Here is an 18,692-nt window from a genome sequence, read left to right on the forward strand (position 1 = left end):
TGCTCAATGCTGAACAGTTCCGCGCGTAACAGCTCGGTATCCCGGTCATGACGCAGCTCATTCCGTGTGCGTGCCCAAAACCTGAAAGCTTTGATGGTTGCTGCTCCTTGCTAACCCGGTGCCGTTACTGATTTTCAGGGTGTGGAGCATAGCTGTCTGTGCGATAGCGAACGCTTCCCGGGGCAGGCATTACGCCGTTTTGTCTATGGCTCTCGCTCAAGCACATCCTGTACCGGCGTGGGCAGGGGCTCCCGCAAATAGCGATCAATGAAAAGAAGCCCCCGGGGCAAGCTTGACCTCCAGACACCCCAGGTATGCCCGCCTGGCAGTACCTGGCGCTCTACCAACCCGGGCTGGTGTGGCTTCAGCCTGTTTTCGAGAACCAGTGTGTGTTCAGAAGCATTCAGTGGGTCCCTGTCACCCGCAGTGAGGTAAAGCGGAACGGTGTGCTGCTGGGAAAGATAATGGTCAAGATAGGCCGTGTAGTTACGCCTTGCCCAGAGCTCCCCGTCAAACATTCCGTCCTTCAGGAATGACGGATGGCGCCACGCGGTGGAATTTGATGGAGGAAGTGGATCGTATATCGCAGGGCTGAAGGCCGCAGCCGCAACGAATTTTTCGGGATGCGCCATCGCGAAATTGATCGCGCCATAGCCACCGGCGGAGAGGCCTGCAACGGCGCGCCACCCCCGGTCTTCCACAACGCGGAAGGTCTCTTCAATGTGAGGCAGAAGTTCTTCCATAAAGGCAGATCCCGCATCCTCATTATGGCCGTCAATCCACCAGCTTTTGCTACCGGGCATCACAATAATCACCGGCGCTATCCGGCCACTGCGAATCATACGGTCAACAGTGCGTTTGAGCCTTCCTTTTCTCTGCCAGTCCTTGTGCCCCCCGAAGGATCCATGCAAAAGGTAGATCACCGGGTACCTATTGTTGTGGCTCGTTTCGTATCCTTCCGGAAGGTAAACCATGTACGGATAGGATTTTCCCAGCAGGTCTGACTCGAACCGGCCCTCGGTAACGTTCCCGCCAGCCCGGACGGATTGGGACACAAAAATGCTCATAAGTAGAAGAACAGCGGCTACTTGACGTATCATTCAGTCCGTCTCCAACGCCTGGTGCAAAAGAAAATCGCTCAAGTCGCAACTACGCCCCTGAGTATGAATTGGATCTGAAGCCATCGGGCCAGGAACAGCTCAGGGACCCCGGGTATACGTTGTACCGAGAGGAGCCCATGAAGCAAATCGAGGAAATCTACTGGTTGCGGTTCTACGGCTGTCTGGCTGTGTTCACTTTCCACCTCATAGACAGGATTGAACGCAACTACCTCGAACACGTGGTGCTTGACCTGGCCTATATACCCACTGTTGTTGGCACGCCAATCTTTATCTTCATCTCGATTTTCCTGTTTTCGGCCCGCTACGGCGAAAATATTCCCCATCACTTCCTGGCCAGACGTTTCAAGTACATGATGGTTCCGTACGTTGTTTACGGATTGATCTATTCGATGGCGGAATATGTTCGCCTATGGCTGTCGGACGAACCGGTAGCATTGCTGCCACATCTGGTTGAATACCTGCTTTTTGCGGGCTGGCATGGTTACTTCCTCGTTGTTGCCATGCAATTCTATATTCTGTTCTGGTGCTACAATCAGTTCCGTGCCTGGCGCTGGTTACCACCTGGCCCGTGCCTGATTGTGGCGTCATTTATCAGCATCGGATGGTGGGGATTCTTCCGCTGGCAGTCAATCGAACCGCCGGGTTACCTGCACTGGGTGGCCCCTGTGGGCTGGCTCTACCTGTTCTTCCTCGCACTGCTTCTTGTCAGGCACTATCCGGACCTGGAATCGCAACGGTGGTTCCGATTTGTAACCCGCCCCATATGGCTGATCGGCGTTCTGGCGGGCATACTGTTCTTTTCTCTCCAGGGACAACTGGAGTATTCCTCGAAAGAAACCTGGGTAGTTCCATTGTTTATCCTGGCACTGCTCTGGTCCCTGCCCCGTCTGGCGGATCGCAAAGCGACAGCGCTGGTCAAACGGGTCAACCAGGCATCATTCGGGATCTATCTGGCCCATCCATTGTTCTTCTCGGTGGTTGATTTTGTCACCTGGCATGTAAGCATTCCTCTCTGGTTATATGTCATCTCCATGGTGGTGGTTGGCATTACCGGCTCCCTTCTGCTCAACAACCTTGCCAATCGCGCTGAATGGAGTGCGGTGATGTTTGGCAAGCAGTTGCGGTTAAAGCACTGACAAGAAAAATCACCGGGTTTGCGCATGTGTTAACTGCGTCATAGGCGACATATCCAATTACTGATACTTTCAATACTCAACAAAATAATAGCGAAGCGTATCAGGGAGAGATTCACTCATGAGGCATTCACGCTTTACCGGGGCGCAGGGCTTTATCGCGATTGCGATGACAGCATCCCTTGGTGCCGTCGCTCAGGCGGCCGGGCCGGAAAGAACCATTTTTGCTGCGGAAAATGCCCTGTATGGGGCTGGTTTTGATGTGGGTAAAGCGGACGGCTGGATGGATAACGCCCTGCGCTCAGCAATTCGTGATTTTCAGTCCGGCCATGATGATCTGGAGACCACCGGCAACCTGGATTCGAAGACGTTATCTGCATTGGGCGTAGCAGCAACCGACAACAACACCATCACCGGCAATGCTGTTTCGGACCGCAAAGACGCCATGGCTGCAATTGGCCTGGAACCCGAGCGCTTTGCATCGTCAGGACCGACCCGATCCGTTGCCGCAGCGCCGGAACCAGAACCGGAACCAGAAGTGGAACCAGTAGCGGAAGCGCAGCCGGAACCTGCCCCGGTTGCACAACCTGAACCGGATACTACCGAAGTAGCTGAATCCACAGAGGAAAACACGGTTCAGGAGCCCGTGGATGAACCAGCTCCGGAACCAGAGGTTGCCGCCACCGAACCGGCCGCTTCGCCTGCCGATGCCGAAGTCACTAAACAACCTGCGGAGCCACAACCGGTACCGGAAGTGTCGGAGGTAGTCACTGACGATAAGGAATCCCCAGAAGAAAGAGCCGAAGCGGAACCGGCTGTGGAAGAGGAAGCCGAAAGCGCCACCGTCGAGATCGTAGCGGTCGAGGAAGTCCCGGACATCGAGTCACAACTGCCCGACGAGCCAACAGGTGCCGGCAATCCGGAGGCATCGGAGCCTGCCCAGGTGGCCAGGACGTCGACCGACAAGGTCAACGAAACCAGTACAGCGAACAACGGAACGACGCACCAGAGCAGCGGCGGATTTTTCAGCTCGATCTTCGACTTCCTGTTCGGCTGGTTGATCTGACCAACACCCCGACACGGCCCCGAATCTGATCGGGGCATACGCGTATTCCGAAATGTCATGGAATGGCGCAGAATACACGGCCTTGTTTCAAACCCACTGATGTCTCGCCAAGGCCAACCGTCCCATGCCCGCTTTAACGCAGGAAGCTCCCCACTCTCCCGCCCGGATCATGCTGATTGTCTTTTCACTCGCCATGGGTGGTTTCGGAATAGGCACCGGAGAATTCGCCATTATGGGGCTAATGCCCGGTGTGGCTCAGGACCTGGGCGTGACCGAGCCACAGGTGGGTCACCTGATCAGTGCCTATGCCCTGGGAGTTGTTATAGGCGCGCCATTGCTTGCCATCGGTGGTGCAAGAGTTTCTCGCCGGCACCTGCTGATCCTGTTGATGGGTTTCTACGCCATTGGCAATATTGCCAGCGCCCTGGCACCGGGATACGGGTCGCTGCTGGCCTTCCGCTTTATCGCCGGCCTGCCTCACGGTGCCTATTTTGGTGTTGCGGCGCTGGTGGCGGCGTCACTGGTACCGGTTAATCGGCGGGCAAAAGTGGTCAGCCTCGTGATGATGGGGCTTACCACCGCCCTGTTGATAGGAAATCCCCTCGCGACGGTTCTGGGCCAGAGCCTGGACTGGCGTTACGCATTCGGTTTTGTTGGAGCCATTGCAACGCTGACCGGCCTGCTGATCATTCTTTTCCTGCCCCTGGATCGGAGCGAAGTCAGGCAAAGTCCGTTTTCCGAGTTGAGAGCTTTTAACAGGCCCGAGATCTGGTATCCGCTGGCGATCGGATCTATCGGCTTTGCAGGTATGTTCTGTGTGTTCAGCTACATGGCCCCCACACTGCTGGAAGTGACCGGGGTCAGCCGTTTCTGGATACCCATTGCGCTGGCCGTATTCGGGTTGGGCGGATTCGTGGGCAATATCCTGGGAGGCTGGCTCTTCGACAGGCTCAGATTCAGCAGTATCGGATGGATGCTGGTGTGGAGTATCAGCATGTTGCTGCTGTTCCCCTACGCCACTGAAAACCTCTGGACGATGCTGCTCATCTGCTTTCTGGTGGCACTTATGGTCGGGCTTGGCCCTGCCCTGCAAACCCATCTCATGGATGTGGCAGATGGCGCCCAGACCCTCGCCGCCGCGTCACACCACGCGGCATTCAATGTCGCCAATGCGCTGGGGCCGTGGCTCGGAGGCATGGCAATCAGCGCAGGACTGGGATGGCAATCGACCGGCTATGTGGGCGCTGCAATGGCGGTGGCAGGGCTGGGCATATTCCTGCTGGCCTGGCGCCAGCAGGCGGCTGTTCGCAATGAACCTGAAACCGCATTCAGCCACGAGGGCTGATCAGAACTTCCAGAAAGGTGTTTTCAGGCGCTGCTCGACAACTTCCGGCGGATATCCAACGTCCTGGAGAAGGCGTGGTTCCATGGTATGAACCAGGTGGAGGAAGTTACGCTTCATTCTCCACCCTTTGTAAAGTGATACTGCTCTGCTCATTTCAATCATCCATTCTGAGGTAACAAAAGGGGCAAACCGTAACCGGTTTTAATTAGTTACCTATTTTATGGATGACGCGTTCCGGGCCACATACTTGGAAACCACTACTCAGCCTCTTTTCAGGGCCCGGACGGCTAATGACTTATACCTATCCTGCGCCGTTGGACTTCTTCACGAGCGTTTTATAGAGATCATCCTTCAATTGCAGACGTTTTTGTTTCATCTGGTGCAGCTTGTCATCACCAATCGGAGAATCCCTGAGCTCGAGACCCTCGATTTCCTGGTCCAGCTCTGCGTACTGTTGAAAATGTTCCTTGAACGTCTGGTCGCTGTTTCTTAACTCGTCAATCAACTCCTGAAATTGCGGAAATTCTTTGTGAAGCTCGTGGTTGGAAATACCCATTACCTCGTCTCCTTCTTGTCGCAGAGTGGTTGGTCAGCATGCCATTCCTGGCCCGGATTTGTGAACAGTTACGGTTCCTCTGAACAGAAAACCTACAAATCCGAGTCCAGCGGCTCCAGCCCCAGGGATTGTTTGAACTCCCGGTATTGATCACGGTAAACAATGGCACCCAACGCCATTGCAGCCTTGGTAGCCATGCGATCAAAGCTATCACGAATCAGGCCGGGTATGCTTGTTTTCAGCCTTACGCTGGCCGTTTCGATCAACACCGCCCCCATGACCAGCAATGCATCAATTCGCCGGTTGTCACGGTCGCCATCAAGAATCTGCCGGGCCAGGGATTGCGCATCGCCCAGTATGATGCTTTCTTCCTCGTTCAGGCTGGCGCCGTCGAACGCCATGAAGCTTTGATAGCGCCTGGCCCGCTTCAGCATGAAGGCTTCTTTTACTGCCGGGTCCGGTTCATCGGGTTCTTGCCTGGTATTGAGAAGCCCGTGCAGGCGGAAATCGATTTCTCCGGCAGCGCGCTTTTCGTCGAAGACCTGCCTGATATCGGCTCGGGCAATGCTGGATGTGGTCTCCATGGCTTCGGCAATAACGGCATCGAAGGTGGATTTCTCCACCACATCCAGCACCCTTCGGATGGTATGGATGGACTTCATGACATCCGGCCAGAGGCGTGGATCGGCCTGCCCCGGTTCCTCCGGAAGCCGTGCCTCCATGGCCCGGGCACTGAAAAAGGCATTCTCTACATCGCGAACCGCAATGCCGGGTTCGTTAGCAACCCATTTGACGCCGTAGTCATTGAGGTCTTCAATCAGGCTTGAGGTGAGAATAAGCAGGTAATACTTCATGCCGAGGGGAAGGTCTGTCACCAGCAACACTCCTTCACAACAAGGGTACCTGTTTACAGGTATAGCTGATTATGGCATGACTACCAATGTTCCGGCCTGCTCTGCGCCGTTTTGATCCGCCGCGGGGGGCAGCCTTTGACAAACCGCTAATAGCTGGGAGCGATCAATAAGGTATAGGATGATTGAAAGAATCTGAGCATTGACCGGTCTACCTGAGGAATATTCACATGACGTACGCGCGAATTGTCGGCACGGGCTCCTACCTGCCCGAGAATGTCATGACAAACGAAGACATGGAAAAGATTGTCGACACCAGCGACCAGTGGATTCGTGAGCGTACCGGAATCGAGCAGCGCCACATTGCGGTGGAAGGCGAAACCACCGTCGATCTTGCCGAAAAAGCCTCACGCCTGGCTATTGAAGCAGCGGGCATGAAGCCAACCGATATCGACCTGATCATCTTCGCCACATCCACGCCGGACAAGATTTTCCCCAGTTCTGCCTGCATCCTCCAGGCCCGCCTTGATATTCACGGCTGCCCGGCTTTCGACATTCAGGCGGTATGCAGCGGTTTTGTCTACGCCCTCTCGGTGGCGGATAAGTTCATCAAGACCGGCAGCAGCAAACGGGTCCTGGTTGTTGGCGCCGAGCTGTTTTCCCGCATCCTGGACTGGGAAGATCGCGGCACCTGCGTGCTCTTCGGCGATGGTGCCGGCGCTGTGGTGCTGGAGGCGAACGAAGAAACCGGGATTCTGTCTACCCATATCCACGCAGACGGCAAATACGAAGACCTTCTCCATGTACCCTGCGGTATCGGCGATGGCTTTGACCAGGTCCGGGCCGGCAAGGGGCACGTTCATATGAAAGGCAATGAGGTGTTCAAGATTGCGGTGAACACCCTAGGCCGGATTGTGGATGAAACCCTGGAGGCCAACCAGATGCAGAAGTCCGATGTAGACTGGCTGGTCCCCCATCAGGCCAACCTCAGGATCATTGCCGCCACAGCCCGCAAGCTGAATATGTCCATGGACCAGGTGGTGATTACCGTGAACAAGCACGGCAACACCTCTGCCGCCTCCATCCCCCTGGCGCTTGATGTGGCCGTTCGTGACGGACGCATCAGGAAGAACGAGGTCATCCTGCTGGAGGCCTTTGGCGGTGGATTTACCTGGGGCTCAGCCCTGATCCGGTTCTGACCCCCGGATTCAGGACTGCCATTGCCCATCGCGATACAGTTCACCGCCCTGGTCAGTCAGGCGATACAACCAGACCCACTGGTTTTCCACCAGGGCTTCTACATCCGGATTCTGCCGGATGGCGGCCTCTATTTTCCCGGCGGGCGCATCAACCACGACTGTCAGCCGAACCGGCTCGTGCCGCCAGTAGGTGCCATCGTGGACGGACTGGAGCGGTAGACCGATGCGCAAATCGGTTCCGTTGCCTTCGATCACGCCCACATTGCCGCCAACCACCGAGTGCAGCAGTTTGTTGCCGGCGCCGTAAACATCCAGCATGGTCACCGAGCCGAAATACTGCATGTTGATCCAGTTGGCGACGATCATGGGTGCGGAAAGCAAGGCCGCCAGTATGTCACCATCGTGATCCTGCTCCGGGTCATAATCATGCAGGAAGACCCGTCCTCCCAGGTTTCTGGCACGGGTTTTGTCCCGTTTTGCAAAGATGATGGCGGCATTGTTGGCCAGCCCCCACTCGGGCCTGACTTCAGTCCAGTCCGAGGTTCTGCTCTTAAGCTGCTGTAATAGCTCGCTATCTCCGAAGCCATTCAGCTTGAGAGCCGTTGCCCGTTCTCTCCGCGTCTTTTTCCCGGCTTCGGCAAACCCGCGTTCAAGATCGGCAATCAATGGCCCATGGGACTCCGGCAGCTTGTGGGCATCAAACAGGGTGACCTCATCGGTCACAGTGCAGTGTTCTGCGGCTACAGCCCAGCTGTCTCCGGGGATGGAAATGCCCTCCTCCGCCAGCGCCACGCGCACCTGGGGATCGTTGAACAGTTGTGCCGCAAGCCGGGCATTCAGGCCTCCGTTCTGGCCACCACAGGCACCGCAGGCCAGGCCTGCATGATGGGGGTTATTCTCTGTGTGGGTACCGTGGCCGGTGAAAACCAACAGTGGTGCGAAGTTGCGGGTCAGGGACATGCCCCGGAGAAATCCGGCCACCAGCTCAACCCTGGTGGTCTCAAACAGCGGGTCTCCACCCTGGAGATACACCAGCCGTGTTTCCGCCGGATCGGGTTTGTCTGCCGTGTTTTTGCGGGCCGACAGGTTGAGGGAATCCTTGACCATTTTCCAGGCCCAGGCCAGCCCGGTGGTTTCCACCAGTGTGAACGTGGACAGGCTTCCGTACTTGGCCTTGCGCACTGATTCCCGCGTCATTTCACGCTGATCCAGGACCCTGCTCAGGGCAGCATCGCGCTCGTTGCTGCCCTGGGTATCCACCACACGATAGGCCGGCCCCAGGATACCTGGCAGCTTTTCCATGGGGCGATAAGGCCCGTGCCGGTGGTGAACGACAGGCAACCCGAAGAAACCGGCAAACCCGATGGTCTGGATACCCGGATGCGCCTCCTCCAGGTGGCGGCGCATGATCTCGGAGCGAACATCAATACAGAACACGGCCTGCACATCGGGGCGCCCGGCAGTTTTATCGCCATCGGGCCGGGGCCGCTCATTATTGCCCAGAGCCTGCCACAATGTGCGCTGGTATCCGATCTCGAAAGCCCGCTGCCAGACCCAGAGCCAATCCGATTCCCCCAGAGAGCTGCGAGAAACCAGAGCCTCGCGCTGGCTTGCCGCGGTATTGATCTGTTCCGGGGTGGCATGGGCAGACGCTGCCCACTCCCAGATCAGCAATACCGACAGCAGCTCTTCGCAAATGCCTGAGTCTTCTCCCTTCAGGTTCGCCCGCCAGTCCACGCCCCGGCACCAGCCGGCCCAGCCCGGTATGCGCAGCAAAAGGCCGTGGCAGAGCGCCTCCAGCGTGTCCGCATCGACACCAAGTGCTTCAATGGCCTGGCCGGTTGCCTCCAGCCGGTCGTCCGGCAGTGCCCTGAACCAGGCCCTGACCCCGCGAATGCCGGTGCGGAAGTCCAGGGACACATCCATGCGTGCTGATTTCAGCCAGAAATCAAACAGGCTTTCTTCACCGGAGCGTGTTGACCAGCGGGACTGCCTTTTATCAAAGAAGGCGCCGCAGGTTCGACCAATCTGGTCAACCACGGCTGCCATCGGCCGCTCGCCCTGATCAGCGGCAGGGAGAATGTCCAGCAGCGAGTAACCCGGCGGTGCAGGCGGGCGCTCGGGGCGGTAGAGCCGCTTACAGTAGAACTCGGCAGAGTCACTGATGCCCGCCTCTTCCAGGCTCGCCAGAAGATCATCCCGGCTGATTCTGCCGCCTTCCCACGCCTCGCGATAGAAAGCCGCCGGCATCAACAGGGATTCCGAGCGCCGGCGCCGCAGCAGATGGTCGGCGTGGGTCGCCGGATAATGCCGTAAACCCCAGAACGGGTTTACAGCGATCCACTGATCCAGCGGCCAGACCGGAGCAATCCTGTGACAGGCGTTCGTCAGCGTTACCTGCCACTGGTCGACGGACGCATTGGCAGCGGAGCTTTGAGCGAGACCGTTCATGCTTTTTCTTCCACGGTGAATGGACGGTGAGGCGCCCGGTTAAGGGCTGCGGGCGCATTGAGTGCCTGCGACGCCAGACGCCGGGTAAGCTGATCGAAAGGCAAATCAAGATACAGCCCCTGGCTGAAATGCCTGTGCAGAGACGCCACAGGCCGGGCCCGGGGTGCCAGTGCCACCATGAGCGACAGCAACACCAGGGCGGCCAGTAATCCGAACCCGATTCCCAGGGCCACGCCCGGCAACGCAAACGTTGCGTGTTCCGGCACCGCAGAGCCCAGCAAAGCGTGGAGAATGGCATAGACAGGCACCAGCAACAGCGCCAGGCCGGCGATTCTCATCCTTGCCGCCAGTCGGGTGCCCCGCGGCATGCCCATGGCCGCACTGGCTACGGCAAGTACAAGCAAGGCGCCGAACACCGGGTTGCCCTCCACCAGCCAGGGCTGCCACAGCAGCATCGCCGAGGCCAGTGCCGCTGTTGAGCCGGCCCAGAAAAGCCGGTTACCGGCCGTTGACTCGGGAAACACGTCCACGGCAGACACGCTGACGGTGCGCCCCGCAGCGAGGAAGGAATGGGCCTTGTAGACGGAGTGAGCCAGCAGGTGCAGCAACGCCAGGGTGTAGGCTCCCATGCCGATCTCGAACAACATGAAGCCCATCTGTGCGCAGGTGGACCAGGCCAGCGCATGCTTCACCGAGTAATGGGTCATCATGGTAATCACGGCGATAACCGCGGTGGTTCCGCCCACGACCAGGAGAATCATGTGCCCGGCGGTAAAGCCTTCGAAAACCGGAAACAGGCGCAGCCAGAGGAAACCACCCAGGTTGATGACGCCGGCATGCAGCAGCGCGGATACCGGTGTTGGTGCTTCCATAACCCTGAGCAACCAGCCATGGAAAGGAATCTGGGCGCACTTGAGTACTGCCGCCAGCGCCAGCAGGATGGCCGCTGTATTGAGCGCGGCGGAATCCCCCGGGTTGGCAGCCTGCATGGCCACCATATCCGGCAACCGGAAGGAACCGTAATGGTGATACAGCAGGAGCACACCGCCGATCACCAGGGCATCCCCGACGCGGCTCACAATAAACTTCTGAACCGCGGCAATCCGTGCCTGGGGGCGATCGGGATAGAGCGTCAGCAGATTATGAAGGGCCAGGCTCACTCCTACCCAGGCACCCGCCAGCACCAGAAGATTATTGGTAAACGCCAGGACCATCACGCAGGTAACGGTGGTCAGGAACCAGGGCAAAAACCGATCACGGCCCGGATCACCCCGCAAATAGTTTTCCGCAAAGCGAAGAATCGCCCAGCCGATGAACGCCACCATCAGCGCCATCCAGAGCGCCACTCCATCGGTGTACAGTCCCAGCCGGTGAGCTGCGCCGGTCAGACTGTCGCTGCTGCCAGTCAACGCCTTTTCCGCCATCAGAAGGGCGGCAATCACGATCGTGAGGACCATGGACGCCCTCAACAGCTGACTTGCAACCCGCCAGCAATGATTGAGTTTGAGAACATCACCAGATCGGGCGCTGAACAAGGCAACGGCAAACAGGCAGACCGGAATCATCAGCCATAATCCAAGTGCCAGAAAAGCCAGTGCAGGCATCAGTAAGTTCATTTTGAATCCCTCCAGATTTCCCATTACTTTGCCTTTTTCTGAACGTTAATTAAAATAGATATAAATGAACCAAACGTTCTCTTTTATAGATACCTCTGCCCATGAAACTGAATTACCACCACCTCTATTACTTCTGGATGGTCGCCCGAACCGGGCATCTGACCCGGGCTGCCAGAATGCTGCACGTCTCGCAATCGGCACTGTCGGGTCAGATTCGCAAACTGGAAGACAGCCTTGGCCACGATCTGTTTATCCGCGAAAGCCGCAAGCTGACACTCTCGGAGGCGGGAAGGATGGCGTTTTCCTACGCAGAGGAAATATTCCGCCACGGGGAGGAACTCACCGCCCTTTTTGCGTCCGGGTCCAAGCCCAACCGGGAGGTCATGCGCATAGGCGCCGTGGCGACGTTATCGCGGAATTTCCAGGAGGCGTTTCTGCAACCGTTGCTGGGGCGGGATGATCTTGAGTTGTGCCTGCAGAGCGGGCATATCGATGAGCTGTTGCGGAGGCTATCGGCCCACCGGCTCGATATTATCCTGTCCAACCAGGCGGTGAGAGGCGACGACCAGAATCCCTGGCGCTCGCGGCTCATCGCCCGGCAACCTGTCAGCATCATCGGCCCACCGGGAGCGGCCAACGGAAGCGGGTTTCCTGACTTTCTGACCGGCCGGAACCTGATTGTACCCGGCCCCGAGAGCAATATTCGCCAGGGCTTTGACCAGCTTTGCGAATATCACAGAATCTATCCGTCCATATCGGCCGAAGTTGACGACATGGCCATGATGCGGCTGCTCACCCGGGACAGTGGTCATTACGCGGTCCTGCCACCGGTGGTGGTTCGTGATGAGCTTAATACGGGTGCCCTGGTTGACTATGGCGCCTTACCGGGCATCTTCGAGGAGTTCTACGCCATCACCATAAGGCGCCGCTTCGAGAAACCGGCGCTGCAGGAAATACTCGCACAACCGGCCGAGAATTTTCTGGCAATGCCGGTTGTTGAGCTTTCTGACTAGCCGGCCTGTCAGGAAAAGTCATCCATTATAGGGATATGGGCCCGTATACTGGCTGCTCAATCACGTTTCAGCCGGGCCAACTTGCCATGAACCAATCTGCAAAAGCTGCGTCCCCCTCCCTGTTGATCATCGGTACCGGGTTTGGCGGCCTTGGCATGGCAATACAGCTCAAAAAGGCCGGCATACATTCATTCCTGATGCTGGAGAAAGCCAACGCAGTCGGCGGCACCTGGCGCGACAACACCTACCCCGGCGCAGCCTGCGATGTGCAGTCTCACTTGTACTCGTTTTCATTCGAGCCCAAACACGACTGGTCCCGGAAGTTCGGACTACAGCCGGAAATTCTCGGCTACATGCAACACTGTGTCGAGAAGTACGACCTGGCGGGGCACATCCGTTTCGGCAAGGAAGTAGCCAGTGCGGTCTTTGATGAAACCGAAAACACCTGGACTGTCACCACCACCGATGGTGACTCGTTCCGGGCCGACATCGTCGTGACCGCCACCGGCCAGCTGAATCAACCCGCCTGGCCCGACATTCCCGGCCTGGAAAGCTTCACCGGCAGGATGTTCCACTCCGCTCGCTGGGATCACGATTACGATCTGAACGGGAAAAACGTGGCGGTGATTGGCACCGGCGCCAGTGCCATCCAGTTCGTACCGGAAATTGTTCCGAGGGTGAAGTCCCTCAGCCTGTTCCAGCGTTCCGCAGCCTGGGTGCTGCCGAAACCGGACCGGTCATTCCATCGGTGGGAGCAGGCACTGTTCCGCAGGATTCCGGCCTGGGACCGCCTCTACCGTTACCTGATCTACTGGAAAAACGAGAGCCGCGCCCTGGCCTTCACCCGCTTCAGCAGCCTGCTGGAAATCTTCGCCTGGCAGGCCAAACGCTTTGCCGGAAGTGAGGTGAACAACCCTGAAAAACTCAGGCAGCTGATTCCGGACTACAAGATTGGCTGCAAACGCATCCTCATCTCCAATGACTGGTACCGGGCTGTCGACCAGGCCCATGTGAACCTGGTTACCACAGATATTGAACGGGTAACAGAAAACGGTGTGATGACCACCGACGGCGCTTTGCACAAAGTGGATGCCATCATCATGGGAACCGGCTTCGCCGCGTCCGAGTTCCTTTCACCCATGAGTATCACCGGTCGCCATGGCATGTCACTGAACCAGGCCTGGGCCGATGGTTCCGAGGCGTACAAGGGCATTACCGTGTCCGGCTTCCCCAACCTGTTCATACTCTACGGCCCCAACACCAACCTCGCTCACAACAGCATTGTCTACATGCTGGAGTCCCAGATCCGTTATGTGCTCAGCTGCATCGACTCGCTGCGTACAACCCCCGGCACTGCCATGGACGTCAGGCCGGACCGGCTCAGGGCGTTTTCCGCCACGGTGCAGGAGAAGCTTCAACGCAGCGTGTGGGACTCCGGCTGCCAGTCCTGGTACCTGGACAAGAACGGCAGGAATACCGTGAACTGGCCGGGATTCACCTTTACCTACCGCAAGGCGACCCGGCAGGTGGACCCAGACGACTACGTGTTTCTTCCGCCCCCGCGCTAGCAATCTCCTGATTTGAGACCAGTTTCAGCCGTATTTGACAGCGTCCCGTTATTCATAGGATGATTGGATCATCAGCTGTCAGGATCATAAACATGCAACTTGCAAGAATCACAAGAGGCTCTCTGGTGGAAACCGCCATCGAGAGCCTTCGCCACGCCATTGAACAGGGCCACTGGACCATCGGTGACCGGTTGCCAGTGGAGGCGGACCTGTCACAGTCACTGGGCGTCAGCCGCAATACCGTTCGGGAAGCTGTCCGGGTTCTGGTTCATGTGGGCATGCTGGAAACCCGCCAGGGGGACGGTACCTACGTACGCGCCACAAAGGATGCCGGGGAAACCCTGCGCAGAATTGGCCGCTCCCAGCTCCGGGACAAGCTGGAGGTACGTATTATGCTGGAAACCGAAGCAGCAAAACTGGCGGCGAAACGGCGGGACGCAAAAGACCTGGAGAAGATGACGCTCGCCCTGGACGAACGCGCTAGAGCCGGCGATGACCTCAAGGAGCGAATCCGCCATGACCAGGCATTTCACACGGCGCTGGTAGCGGCATCCCACAACCCTGCCCTCACAGAGCTGTACGACTATTTCGCCCATGCTGTAGCGCTGACCATCGAGCAGACAGAACTGGACTCGGACCTGCCTGAGCCGACCCAGGAAGACCATGAGCTGTTGCTGGCCGCCATTCGGCGGCAGGACGACGCGAAGGCCGAAGCACTGGCAAAAGCGCTGCTCCAGCCAAGCCTGGATGCCCTCGGGAATGGGCTGTCATGAAATTCAGGCTGGACACCTTCACGATTCTGCTTCTGGGCGCCATTGTACTCGCCACCTTTTTGCCGGTACGTGGTAGCGCCGCTGACGCTTTGGCAACCACCGGCACCCTAGCGGTCGCACTGTTATTCTTTCTTCACGGTGCCGCGCTGTCCCGGGAACAGATCATCGCCGGGGCCACCCACTGGCGCCTGCACATCATTATCACGGCGTTTACGTTTGTGTTTTTTCCACTGGTGGCACTGCCGATTAACGAAATCAGCCGCTTTGCGCCCCAATGGATGCCACCGGATCTGGGCCTCGGGTTCCTTTACCTGGGGGTTCTGCCATCAGCTGTCTCCTCATCCATTGCCTATACCGCCATGGCAAAAGGTAATGTGCCTGCAGCCATTTGCAGCGCCGCGGCGTCCAACGTTTTCGGTATGATGCTGACACCCTTCCTGCTGTTGCTGCTGGTGAGTACATCCGGAGATGGCAGTTTTTCAGTGGCCGAAGCCCTCAGGGACATCGTGCTTCAGTTACTTCTCCCCTTCGCGGTGGGCCACGGATTGCGGCCTTTGCTGGGTGGCTTTCTGGCCCGCCACGAAACGCTTACTTCCCGATACGACCAGTGCGTGATCTGGCTGATTGTCTATTCGGCTTTTTCTCACTCGGTTGCCAGCGGCCTCTGGCAGAATCTGCCGCTGAACGCCATCTTGCTGGCTATTGCCCTGTGCTTTGCACTGCTCGGTTTCTTCATGGTGATGGCAATGTGGGTGGTGCGCAGATTGGGGTTCAGCCTGGAGGACGAAGCCGCTGTAGTGTTCTGTGGCTCCAAGAAAAGCTTGGCTTCGGGATTGCCCATGGCCAAGGTATTGTTCTCCGGGCATCCCGGTTTCGGCATGATCGTACTGCCGATTATGTGTTACAACCAGATTCAGGTGATTGTCGGGGCCATGCTGGCGCAGAAGTACCGGAGCAAAATCGAGGCGGCGTCAGCCACCACCGCCCATTCCACTGAATAGCGTGGCAAGGATGGCCAGCCCCACAATCCAGCCTATGACCGCGGGCCAGAAGTTCACCATCTGGGGCGGCAACTCCTCCCGGGGCTCCTGTTCCGCGCCTGCCTGATCTGAAAATGTCTCGTCTTCCGGTTGCGCCTCAGGAGCATCACGGAGACTGTACCAGTCAAACCAGCCTGCCAGGAACTGCACCACGGGAGACGGAAAACTGCCGTTCTCGGCCATGGGGCGAACCTGCTGCTCCAGTGCCTTCCCGATTTCCCGGCGAAGACGGGGCTGGTCCGCCGGCGGTTCTCCAAGGATGGCTTTCCAGATCTGGGGGTCGCTGCTTCGGCGGGAATCATTCATCAGTGCGCGAATCTGGATGATCACCTCCCGCACAATCTGCTGCTCGGATGCATCCAGCTCCGACTCTTCCTGCGCACGCGCTTCGGAAACGGCCTGATCGGATGCTCCGGAGGGCACGCTTTCACCAACTGGCGGTTCTGCCTGCACCGAGGCTGGTTCAGCCCCGGTAGCTTCACGATAGGCCTCTCGCAGGCGCTGGAGCTCCTCATCTGAGGCGAATTTTTCCTGGCGCTCGTAAGCGGCGTCAATCAGGGCCCGGTCACGGGTGGGTTCAATTCCGAGTATTTCCCAACAATTCATAGAGTTGCAACTCATTCAGCGGATAAACATTACATTTTCGAGAGACAAACTTAATCTTGTCACTTAGGATAAGGATCATGCAGTCAAACTAAAAAAACTCCTACACTCGGCAAAGTATAAAACGACACCCATGTCCGTTACGAACGATCCCGCTAAAAATCCGGAGTTTTCCGGTTGTTGCGCCCTGCCCCTGCGTATCATTCCTGTTGTTCTCGCAGGCATGTTACTGCCCCTTGCAACATCTGCAAATGCAGACGACAGCGCTGAGTCATACGAGCTGGCCGCAACTGGCGATGCCCCCGAAGCCTTTTCAATGAACTCGGCGATTCCTGAGGTTCTGACTACCACCAGGCTCAGGCAACCAAAATCCAGGGTTCCCGGCACAACAACTATCATCACCGGCGATATGATTCGCGATCTGGGCATCATGAATCTGGTTGAGGTTTTCCGCCTGGTGCCTGGCATGACCGTGGATGCGGTAGGCAGTAACCAGCCGGTAACCAGCTATCACGGGACCGTGCATTACGAGCAACGCAGGCTCCAGGTTCAGGTTGACGGCCGTACCTCGTATCAGGCCAGCCTGTCGGACATGGACTGGAACACCATGCCGGTGCCACTGGACCTGATTGAACGAATCGAGATAAGCCGCGGCCCCAACAGTGCAGCCTATGGCATCAATGCCTTTCTGGGCACCATCAACATCATTACCCGGGCACCGGAAGACAGTGCGGGCGTCGAATTGAGGGCCATTTCCGGCTCGCGAGGTTACGGTCGGGCCTTTGGCTCCGCGGGCAATACCAATGATGACTACACCTGGCGCGTTGCCTACGAAAAGCGCAAGTCAGACGGGTTCGATGAACAGGAAGACGACGGCCAGATCTACCCGTTCAACAATGGGTTCGATATTAATACCTTCAATTACGACAGCAACCTCACAATCAGCAGTGATTATGACCTGGATATACGGGCGGGAGTTGTTGATGGCGTGGATGAAGAAGATGCCCGCAAGAACGGTAAGTTCGGAGCCAATGCAAACCCCGATATTCTGGTGGACGATTATTACCTGCAGACACGCCTCAACGTAGCGGCATCAAACCGCCACTTCTTCCATTTGCAGGCCTCGTTCCAGAATTACGACCGCCGCCAGAGGTGGAGGGTGTGTATTCCACAGGACCTGTTCAACGACATTCTCGATCCGGATGAACCAACACCGGACCTCAGGCCCTGCACCCCCGAGGATAACGACCCTTTCCTGGCCGACCTGAACGAAGACACTGAAGAATCCCGTCTGGAGTTCGAGCTTCAGGATACCATTCTGTTCAATCCGGACCTGAAACTCGTCTCCGGTCTGGGCTATCGCAAGGATACCTACCGCTCCGAGACCTTCTTCAACGGCCGCGGCAACAATTACCAGTCGCGGGTATTCGGTAATCTTGAATACTCGCCCTTTCGCTGGCTGACACTGAACTCCGGAGCAAACTGGGAAAGAACAACCACGACGGATGAGGGCTATTTCTCCCCGCGGCTTGCTGCGAACTTCATCCTGTCCAATAACCATACCCTGCGATTTGTCTACTCCAGGGCGGTCCGCACACCCGATGCCTTTGAGCAGAATCCCAACTGGTCCTATCGTCCCAGGGACGTTGCTCCCCCATACGAATTCCTTGAAGGAGAACGTTTCCTGGTAGAGAGCCTGGTTAACCAAACCACATCCACTTTTGGCAAAGATCTTGAAGAAGAGCGTATAACTTCCCGGGAAATAAGCTATTTTGGCCAATACTATCTGGACTCTTCCATATTCTCGATGGAAGTCCGCTACTTCAATGACCAGTTAAGAGACATGATCAGCGGCATTATCAATGAAGAAGAATGGACCATTGATAACAACGTCGCCCTTGACCAGGAAGGCTTCGAGGTAGAAGCATCCCTGGACTTTCCTGGCACTCAACTGCGCCTGGGCTATGCTTACCTGGATCAGGACGGTCGCTACACGGGAGCAAACGACCGAGATGCCGGCGACAAGCGTTACGCCGTCGAACTGCTGGGCCGCCTGTCTGTCAGGCACTCGGGAAGTTTCACCTGGATTCAGGATCTTCCCTTTGACCTGACATCCTCGGCAGCCTTCTATTTCGCCGATGAATTCCGTCGTGCCCACTTCGAACGTGCGGATTTCCGACTTGCGCGGCGCGTGCATGCAACCGGTTACAGTTACGAACTCGCACTGACCATGCAACACTACCTGAACACAGACCCGACTCTCAGCCCGGACAATATCATCAGAGACCACAACCAGTTTTTCGTCGAAGCTGGCGTCAGGTTCTGAATCAACATGGACGACATCAGACCCCGGATGG

At 57.3% G+C, this 18,692-nt stretch carries 16 protein-coding genes; 9 read left to right on the forward strand and 7 right to left on the reverse strand.

Annotated features, from left to right (window positions below; all coding sequences use genetic code 11):
• Nucleotides 1-203 precede the first annotated feature (203 nt).
• On the reverse strand, nucleotides 204-1,055 hold the full coding sequence (locus HLUCCO03_RS05280; protein WP_197025676.1) for an alpha/beta hydrolase-fold protein: 852 nt from the start codon (nucleotides 1,053-1,055) through the stop codon (nucleotides 204-206).
• A 182-nt stretch (nucleotides 1,056-1,237) separates the two neighbouring features.
• Here HLUCCO03_RS05280 and HLUCCO03_RS05285 point away from each other — a divergent pair, with 182 nt between their 5' ends.
• The 3 genes from HLUCCO03_RS05285 to HLUCCO03_RS05295 all read left to right on the forward strand — a co-directional run bounded on the left by HLUCCO03_RS05285 (nucleotide 1,238) and on the right by HLUCCO03_RS05295 (nucleotide 4,665).
• The gene (locus HLUCCO03_RS05285; RefSeq protein WP_027831996.1) at nucleotides 1,238-2,257 is read left to right on the forward strand and encodes an acyltransferase; all 1,020 of its coding nucleotides are present in this window, start codon (nucleotides 1,238-1,240) and stop codon (nucleotides 2,255-2,257) included.
• A gap of 118 nt (nucleotides 2,258-2,375) precedes the next feature.
• Nucleotides 2,376-3,320, forward strand: a complete 945-nt coding sequence (locus HLUCCO03_RS05290; RefSeq protein ID WP_051603852.1) for a peptidoglycan-binding domain-containing protein — start codon at nucleotides 2,376-2,378, stop codon at nucleotides 3,318-3,320.
• A 124-nt stretch (nucleotides 3,321-3,444) separates the two neighbouring features.
• Nucleotides 3,445-4,665: an MFS transporter gene (locus tag HLUCCO03_RS05295; RefSeq protein ID WP_051603851.1), complete on the forward strand. Its 1,221-nt coding sequence runs from the start codon at nucleotides 3,445-3,447 to the stop codon at nucleotides 4,663-4,665.
• Here the strand turns inward: HLUCCO03_RS05295 and HLUCCO03_RS05300 are convergent, their stop codons facing one another.
• From HLUCCO03_RS05300 to HLUCCO03_RS05310, 3 genes are all read right to left on the reverse strand, one after another.
• Nucleotides 4,666-4,818 carry a hypothetical protein gene (locus HLUCCO03_RS05300; protein ID WP_197025675.1) on the reverse strand — a complete coding sequence of 51 codons (153 nt, stop codon included), beginning with the start codon at nucleotides 4,816-4,818 and terminating at the stop codon, nucleotides 4,666-4,668.
• Nucleotides 4,819-4,966: 148 nt separating this feature from the next.
• On the reverse strand, nucleotides 4,967-5,221 hold the full coding sequence (locus HLUCCO03_RS05305) for a YdcH family protein (protein WP_027831994.1): 255 nt from the start codon (nucleotides 5,219-5,221) through the stop codon (nucleotides 4,967-4,969).
• A gap of 92 nt (nucleotides 5,222-5,313) precedes the next feature.
• Entirely contained in the window at nucleotides 5,314-6,096 is a 783-nt protein-coding gene (locus HLUCCO03_RS05310) for a hypothetical protein (protein WP_155939942.1), read from the reverse strand.
• A 206-nt stretch (nucleotides 6,097-6,302) separates the two neighbouring features.
• Between HLUCCO03_RS05310 and HLUCCO03_RS05315 the strand changes: the two genes are divergently transcribed.
• Nucleotides 6,303-7,271 (forward strand): beta-ketoacyl-ACP synthase III, encoded by a 969-nt coding sequence (locus tag HLUCCO03_RS05315; protein ID WP_027831992.1) that lies wholly within the window; start codon nucleotides 6,303-6,305, stop codon nucleotides 7,269-7,271.
• Between the two features lie 9 nt (nucleotides 7,272-7,280).
• On the opposite strand, the gene HLUCCO03_RS05320 is transcribed toward HLUCCO03_RS05315, so the two are convergent.
• On the reverse strand, nucleotides 7,281-9,722 hold the full coding sequence (locus tag HLUCCO03_RS05320; protein ID WP_027831991.1) for a YbcC family protein: 2,442 nt from the start codon (nucleotides 9,720-9,722) through the stop codon (nucleotides 7,281-7,283).
• Nucleotides 9,719-11,338, reverse strand: a complete 1,620-nt coding sequence (locus HLUCCO03_RS05325; RefSeq protein WP_051603970.1) for an NADH-quinone oxidoreductase subunit L — start codon at nucleotides 11,336-11,338, stop codon at nucleotides 9,719-9,721. Before HLUCCO03_RS05325 ends, HLUCCO03_RS05320 begins: the two co-directional genes overlap by 4 nt.
• A gap of 101 nt (nucleotides 11,339-11,439) precedes the next feature.
• On the opposite strand from HLUCCO03_RS05325, the gene HLUCCO03_RS05330 reads away from it, so the two are divergent.
• The 4 genes from HLUCCO03_RS05330 to HLUCCO03_RS05345 all read left to right on the forward strand — a co-directional run bounded on the left by HLUCCO03_RS05330 (nucleotide 11,440) and on the right by HLUCCO03_RS05345 (nucleotide 15,693).
• A complete protein-coding gene (locus HLUCCO03_RS05330) occupies nucleotides 11,440-12,351 on the forward strand; it encodes a LysR family transcriptional regulator (protein ID WP_027831989.1) in 912 nt (303 codons plus the stop codon).
• A gap of 86 nt (nucleotides 12,352-12,437) precedes the next feature.
• Complete coding sequence (locus tag HLUCCO03_RS05335) at nucleotides 12,438-13,919, forward strand: NAD(P)/FAD-dependent oxidoreductase (protein WP_027831988.1); 1,482 nt, start codon at nucleotides 12,438-12,440, stop codon at nucleotides 13,917-13,919.
• 92 nt (nucleotides 13,920-14,011) lie between these two features.
• Nucleotides 14,012-14,692, forward strand: a complete 681-nt coding sequence (locus tag HLUCCO03_RS05340; RefSeq protein WP_027831987.1) for a FadR/GntR family transcriptional regulator — start codon at nucleotides 14,012-14,014, stop codon at nucleotides 14,690-14,692.
• Nucleotides 14,689-15,693, forward strand: a complete 1,005-nt coding sequence (locus HLUCCO03_RS05345) for a bile acid:sodium symporter family protein (RefSeq protein ID WP_027831986.1) — start codon at nucleotides 14,689-14,691, stop codon at nucleotides 15,691-15,693. The genes HLUCCO03_RS05340 and HLUCCO03_RS05345 overlap by 4 nt, the downstream gene beginning before the upstream one ends.
• On the opposite strand, the gene HLUCCO03_RS05350 is transcribed toward HLUCCO03_RS05345, so the two are convergent.
• A complete protein-coding gene (locus HLUCCO03_RS05350; RefSeq protein WP_027831985.1) occupies nucleotides 15,664-16,338 on the reverse strand; it encodes a molecular chaperone DnaJ in 675 nt (224 codons plus the stop codon). The genes HLUCCO03_RS05345 and HLUCCO03_RS05350 overlap by 30 nt on opposite strands.
• Nucleotides 16,339-16,468: 130 nt before the next feature.
• Here HLUCCO03_RS05350 and HLUCCO03_RS05355 point away from each other — a divergent pair, with 130 nt between their 5' ends.
• Nucleotides 16,469-18,661 carry a TonB-dependent siderophore receptor gene (locus tag HLUCCO03_RS05355; protein ID WP_292016625.1) on the forward strand — a complete coding sequence of 731 codons (2,193 nt, stop codon included), beginning with the start codon at nucleotides 16,469-16,471 and terminating at the stop codon, nucleotides 18,659-18,661.
• Nucleotides 18,662-18,692 lie beyond the last annotated feature (31 nt).

This window comes from Marinobacter sp. HL-58 (assembly GCF_001314605.1).
Classification (GTDB): Bacteria; Pseudomonadota; Gammaproteobacteria; order Pseudomonadales; family Oleiphilaceae; genus Marinobacter.

Bases quoted from the DNA above. Each gene is read 5' to 3' on its own strand.
- HLUCCO03_RS05350 (WP_027831985.1), bottom strand. From the start codon at position 16,338: ATGAATTGTTGGGAAATACTCGGAATTGAACCCACCCGTGACCGGGCC.
- HLUCCO03_RS05295 (WP_051603851.1), top strand. From the start codon at position 3,445: ATGCCCGCTTTAACGCAGGAAGCTCCCCACTCTCCCGCCCGGATCATG.
- HLUCCO03_RS05290 (WP_051603852.1), top strand. From the start codon at position 2,376: ATGAGGCATTCACGCTTTACCGGGGCGCAGGGCTTTATCGCGATTGCG.
- HLUCCO03_RS05305 (WP_027831994.1), bottom strand. From the start codon at position 5,221: ATGGGTATTTCCAACCACGAGCTTCACAAAGAATTTCCGCAATTTCAG.
- HLUCCO03_RS05335 (WP_027831988.1), top strand. From the start codon at position 12,438: ATGAACCAATCTGCAAAAGCTGCGTCCCCCTCCCTGTTGATCATCGGT.
- HLUCCO03_RS05285 (WP_027831996.1), top strand. From the start codon at position 1,238: ATGAAGCAAATCGAGGAAATCTACTGGTTGCGGTTCTACGGCTGTCTG.
- HLUCCO03_RS05320 (WP_027831991.1), bottom strand. From the start codon at position 9,722: ATGAACGGTCTCGCTCAAAGCTCCGCTGCCAATGCGTCCGTCGACCAG.
- HLUCCO03_RS05355 (WP_292016625.1), top strand. From the start codon at position 16,469: ATGTCCGTTACGAACGATCCCGCTAAAAATCCGGAGTTTTCCGGTTGT.
- HLUCCO03_RS05340 (WP_027831987.1), top strand. From the start codon at position 14,012: ATGCAACTTGCAAGAATCACAAGAGGCTCTCTGGTGGAAACCGCCATC.
- HLUCCO03_RS05345 (WP_027831986.1), top strand. From the start codon at position 14,689: ATGAAATTCAGGCTGGACACCTTCACGATTCTGCTTCTGGGCGCCATT.
- HLUCCO03_RS05315 (WP_027831992.1), top strand. From the start codon at position 6,303: ATGACGTACGCGCGAATTGTCGGCACGGGCTCCTACCTGCCCGAGAAT.
- HLUCCO03_RS05300 (WP_197025675.1), bottom strand. From the start codon at position 4,818: ATGAGCAGAGCAGTATCACTTTACAAAGGGTGGAGAATGAAGCGTAAC.
- HLUCCO03_RS05330 (WP_027831989.1), top strand. From the start codon at position 11,440: ATGAAACTGAATTACCACCACCTCTATTACTTCTGGATGGTCGCCCGA.
- HLUCCO03_RS05325 (WP_051603970.1), bottom strand. From the start codon at position 11,338: ATGAACTTACTGATGCCTGCACTGGCTTTTCTGGCACTTGGATTATGG.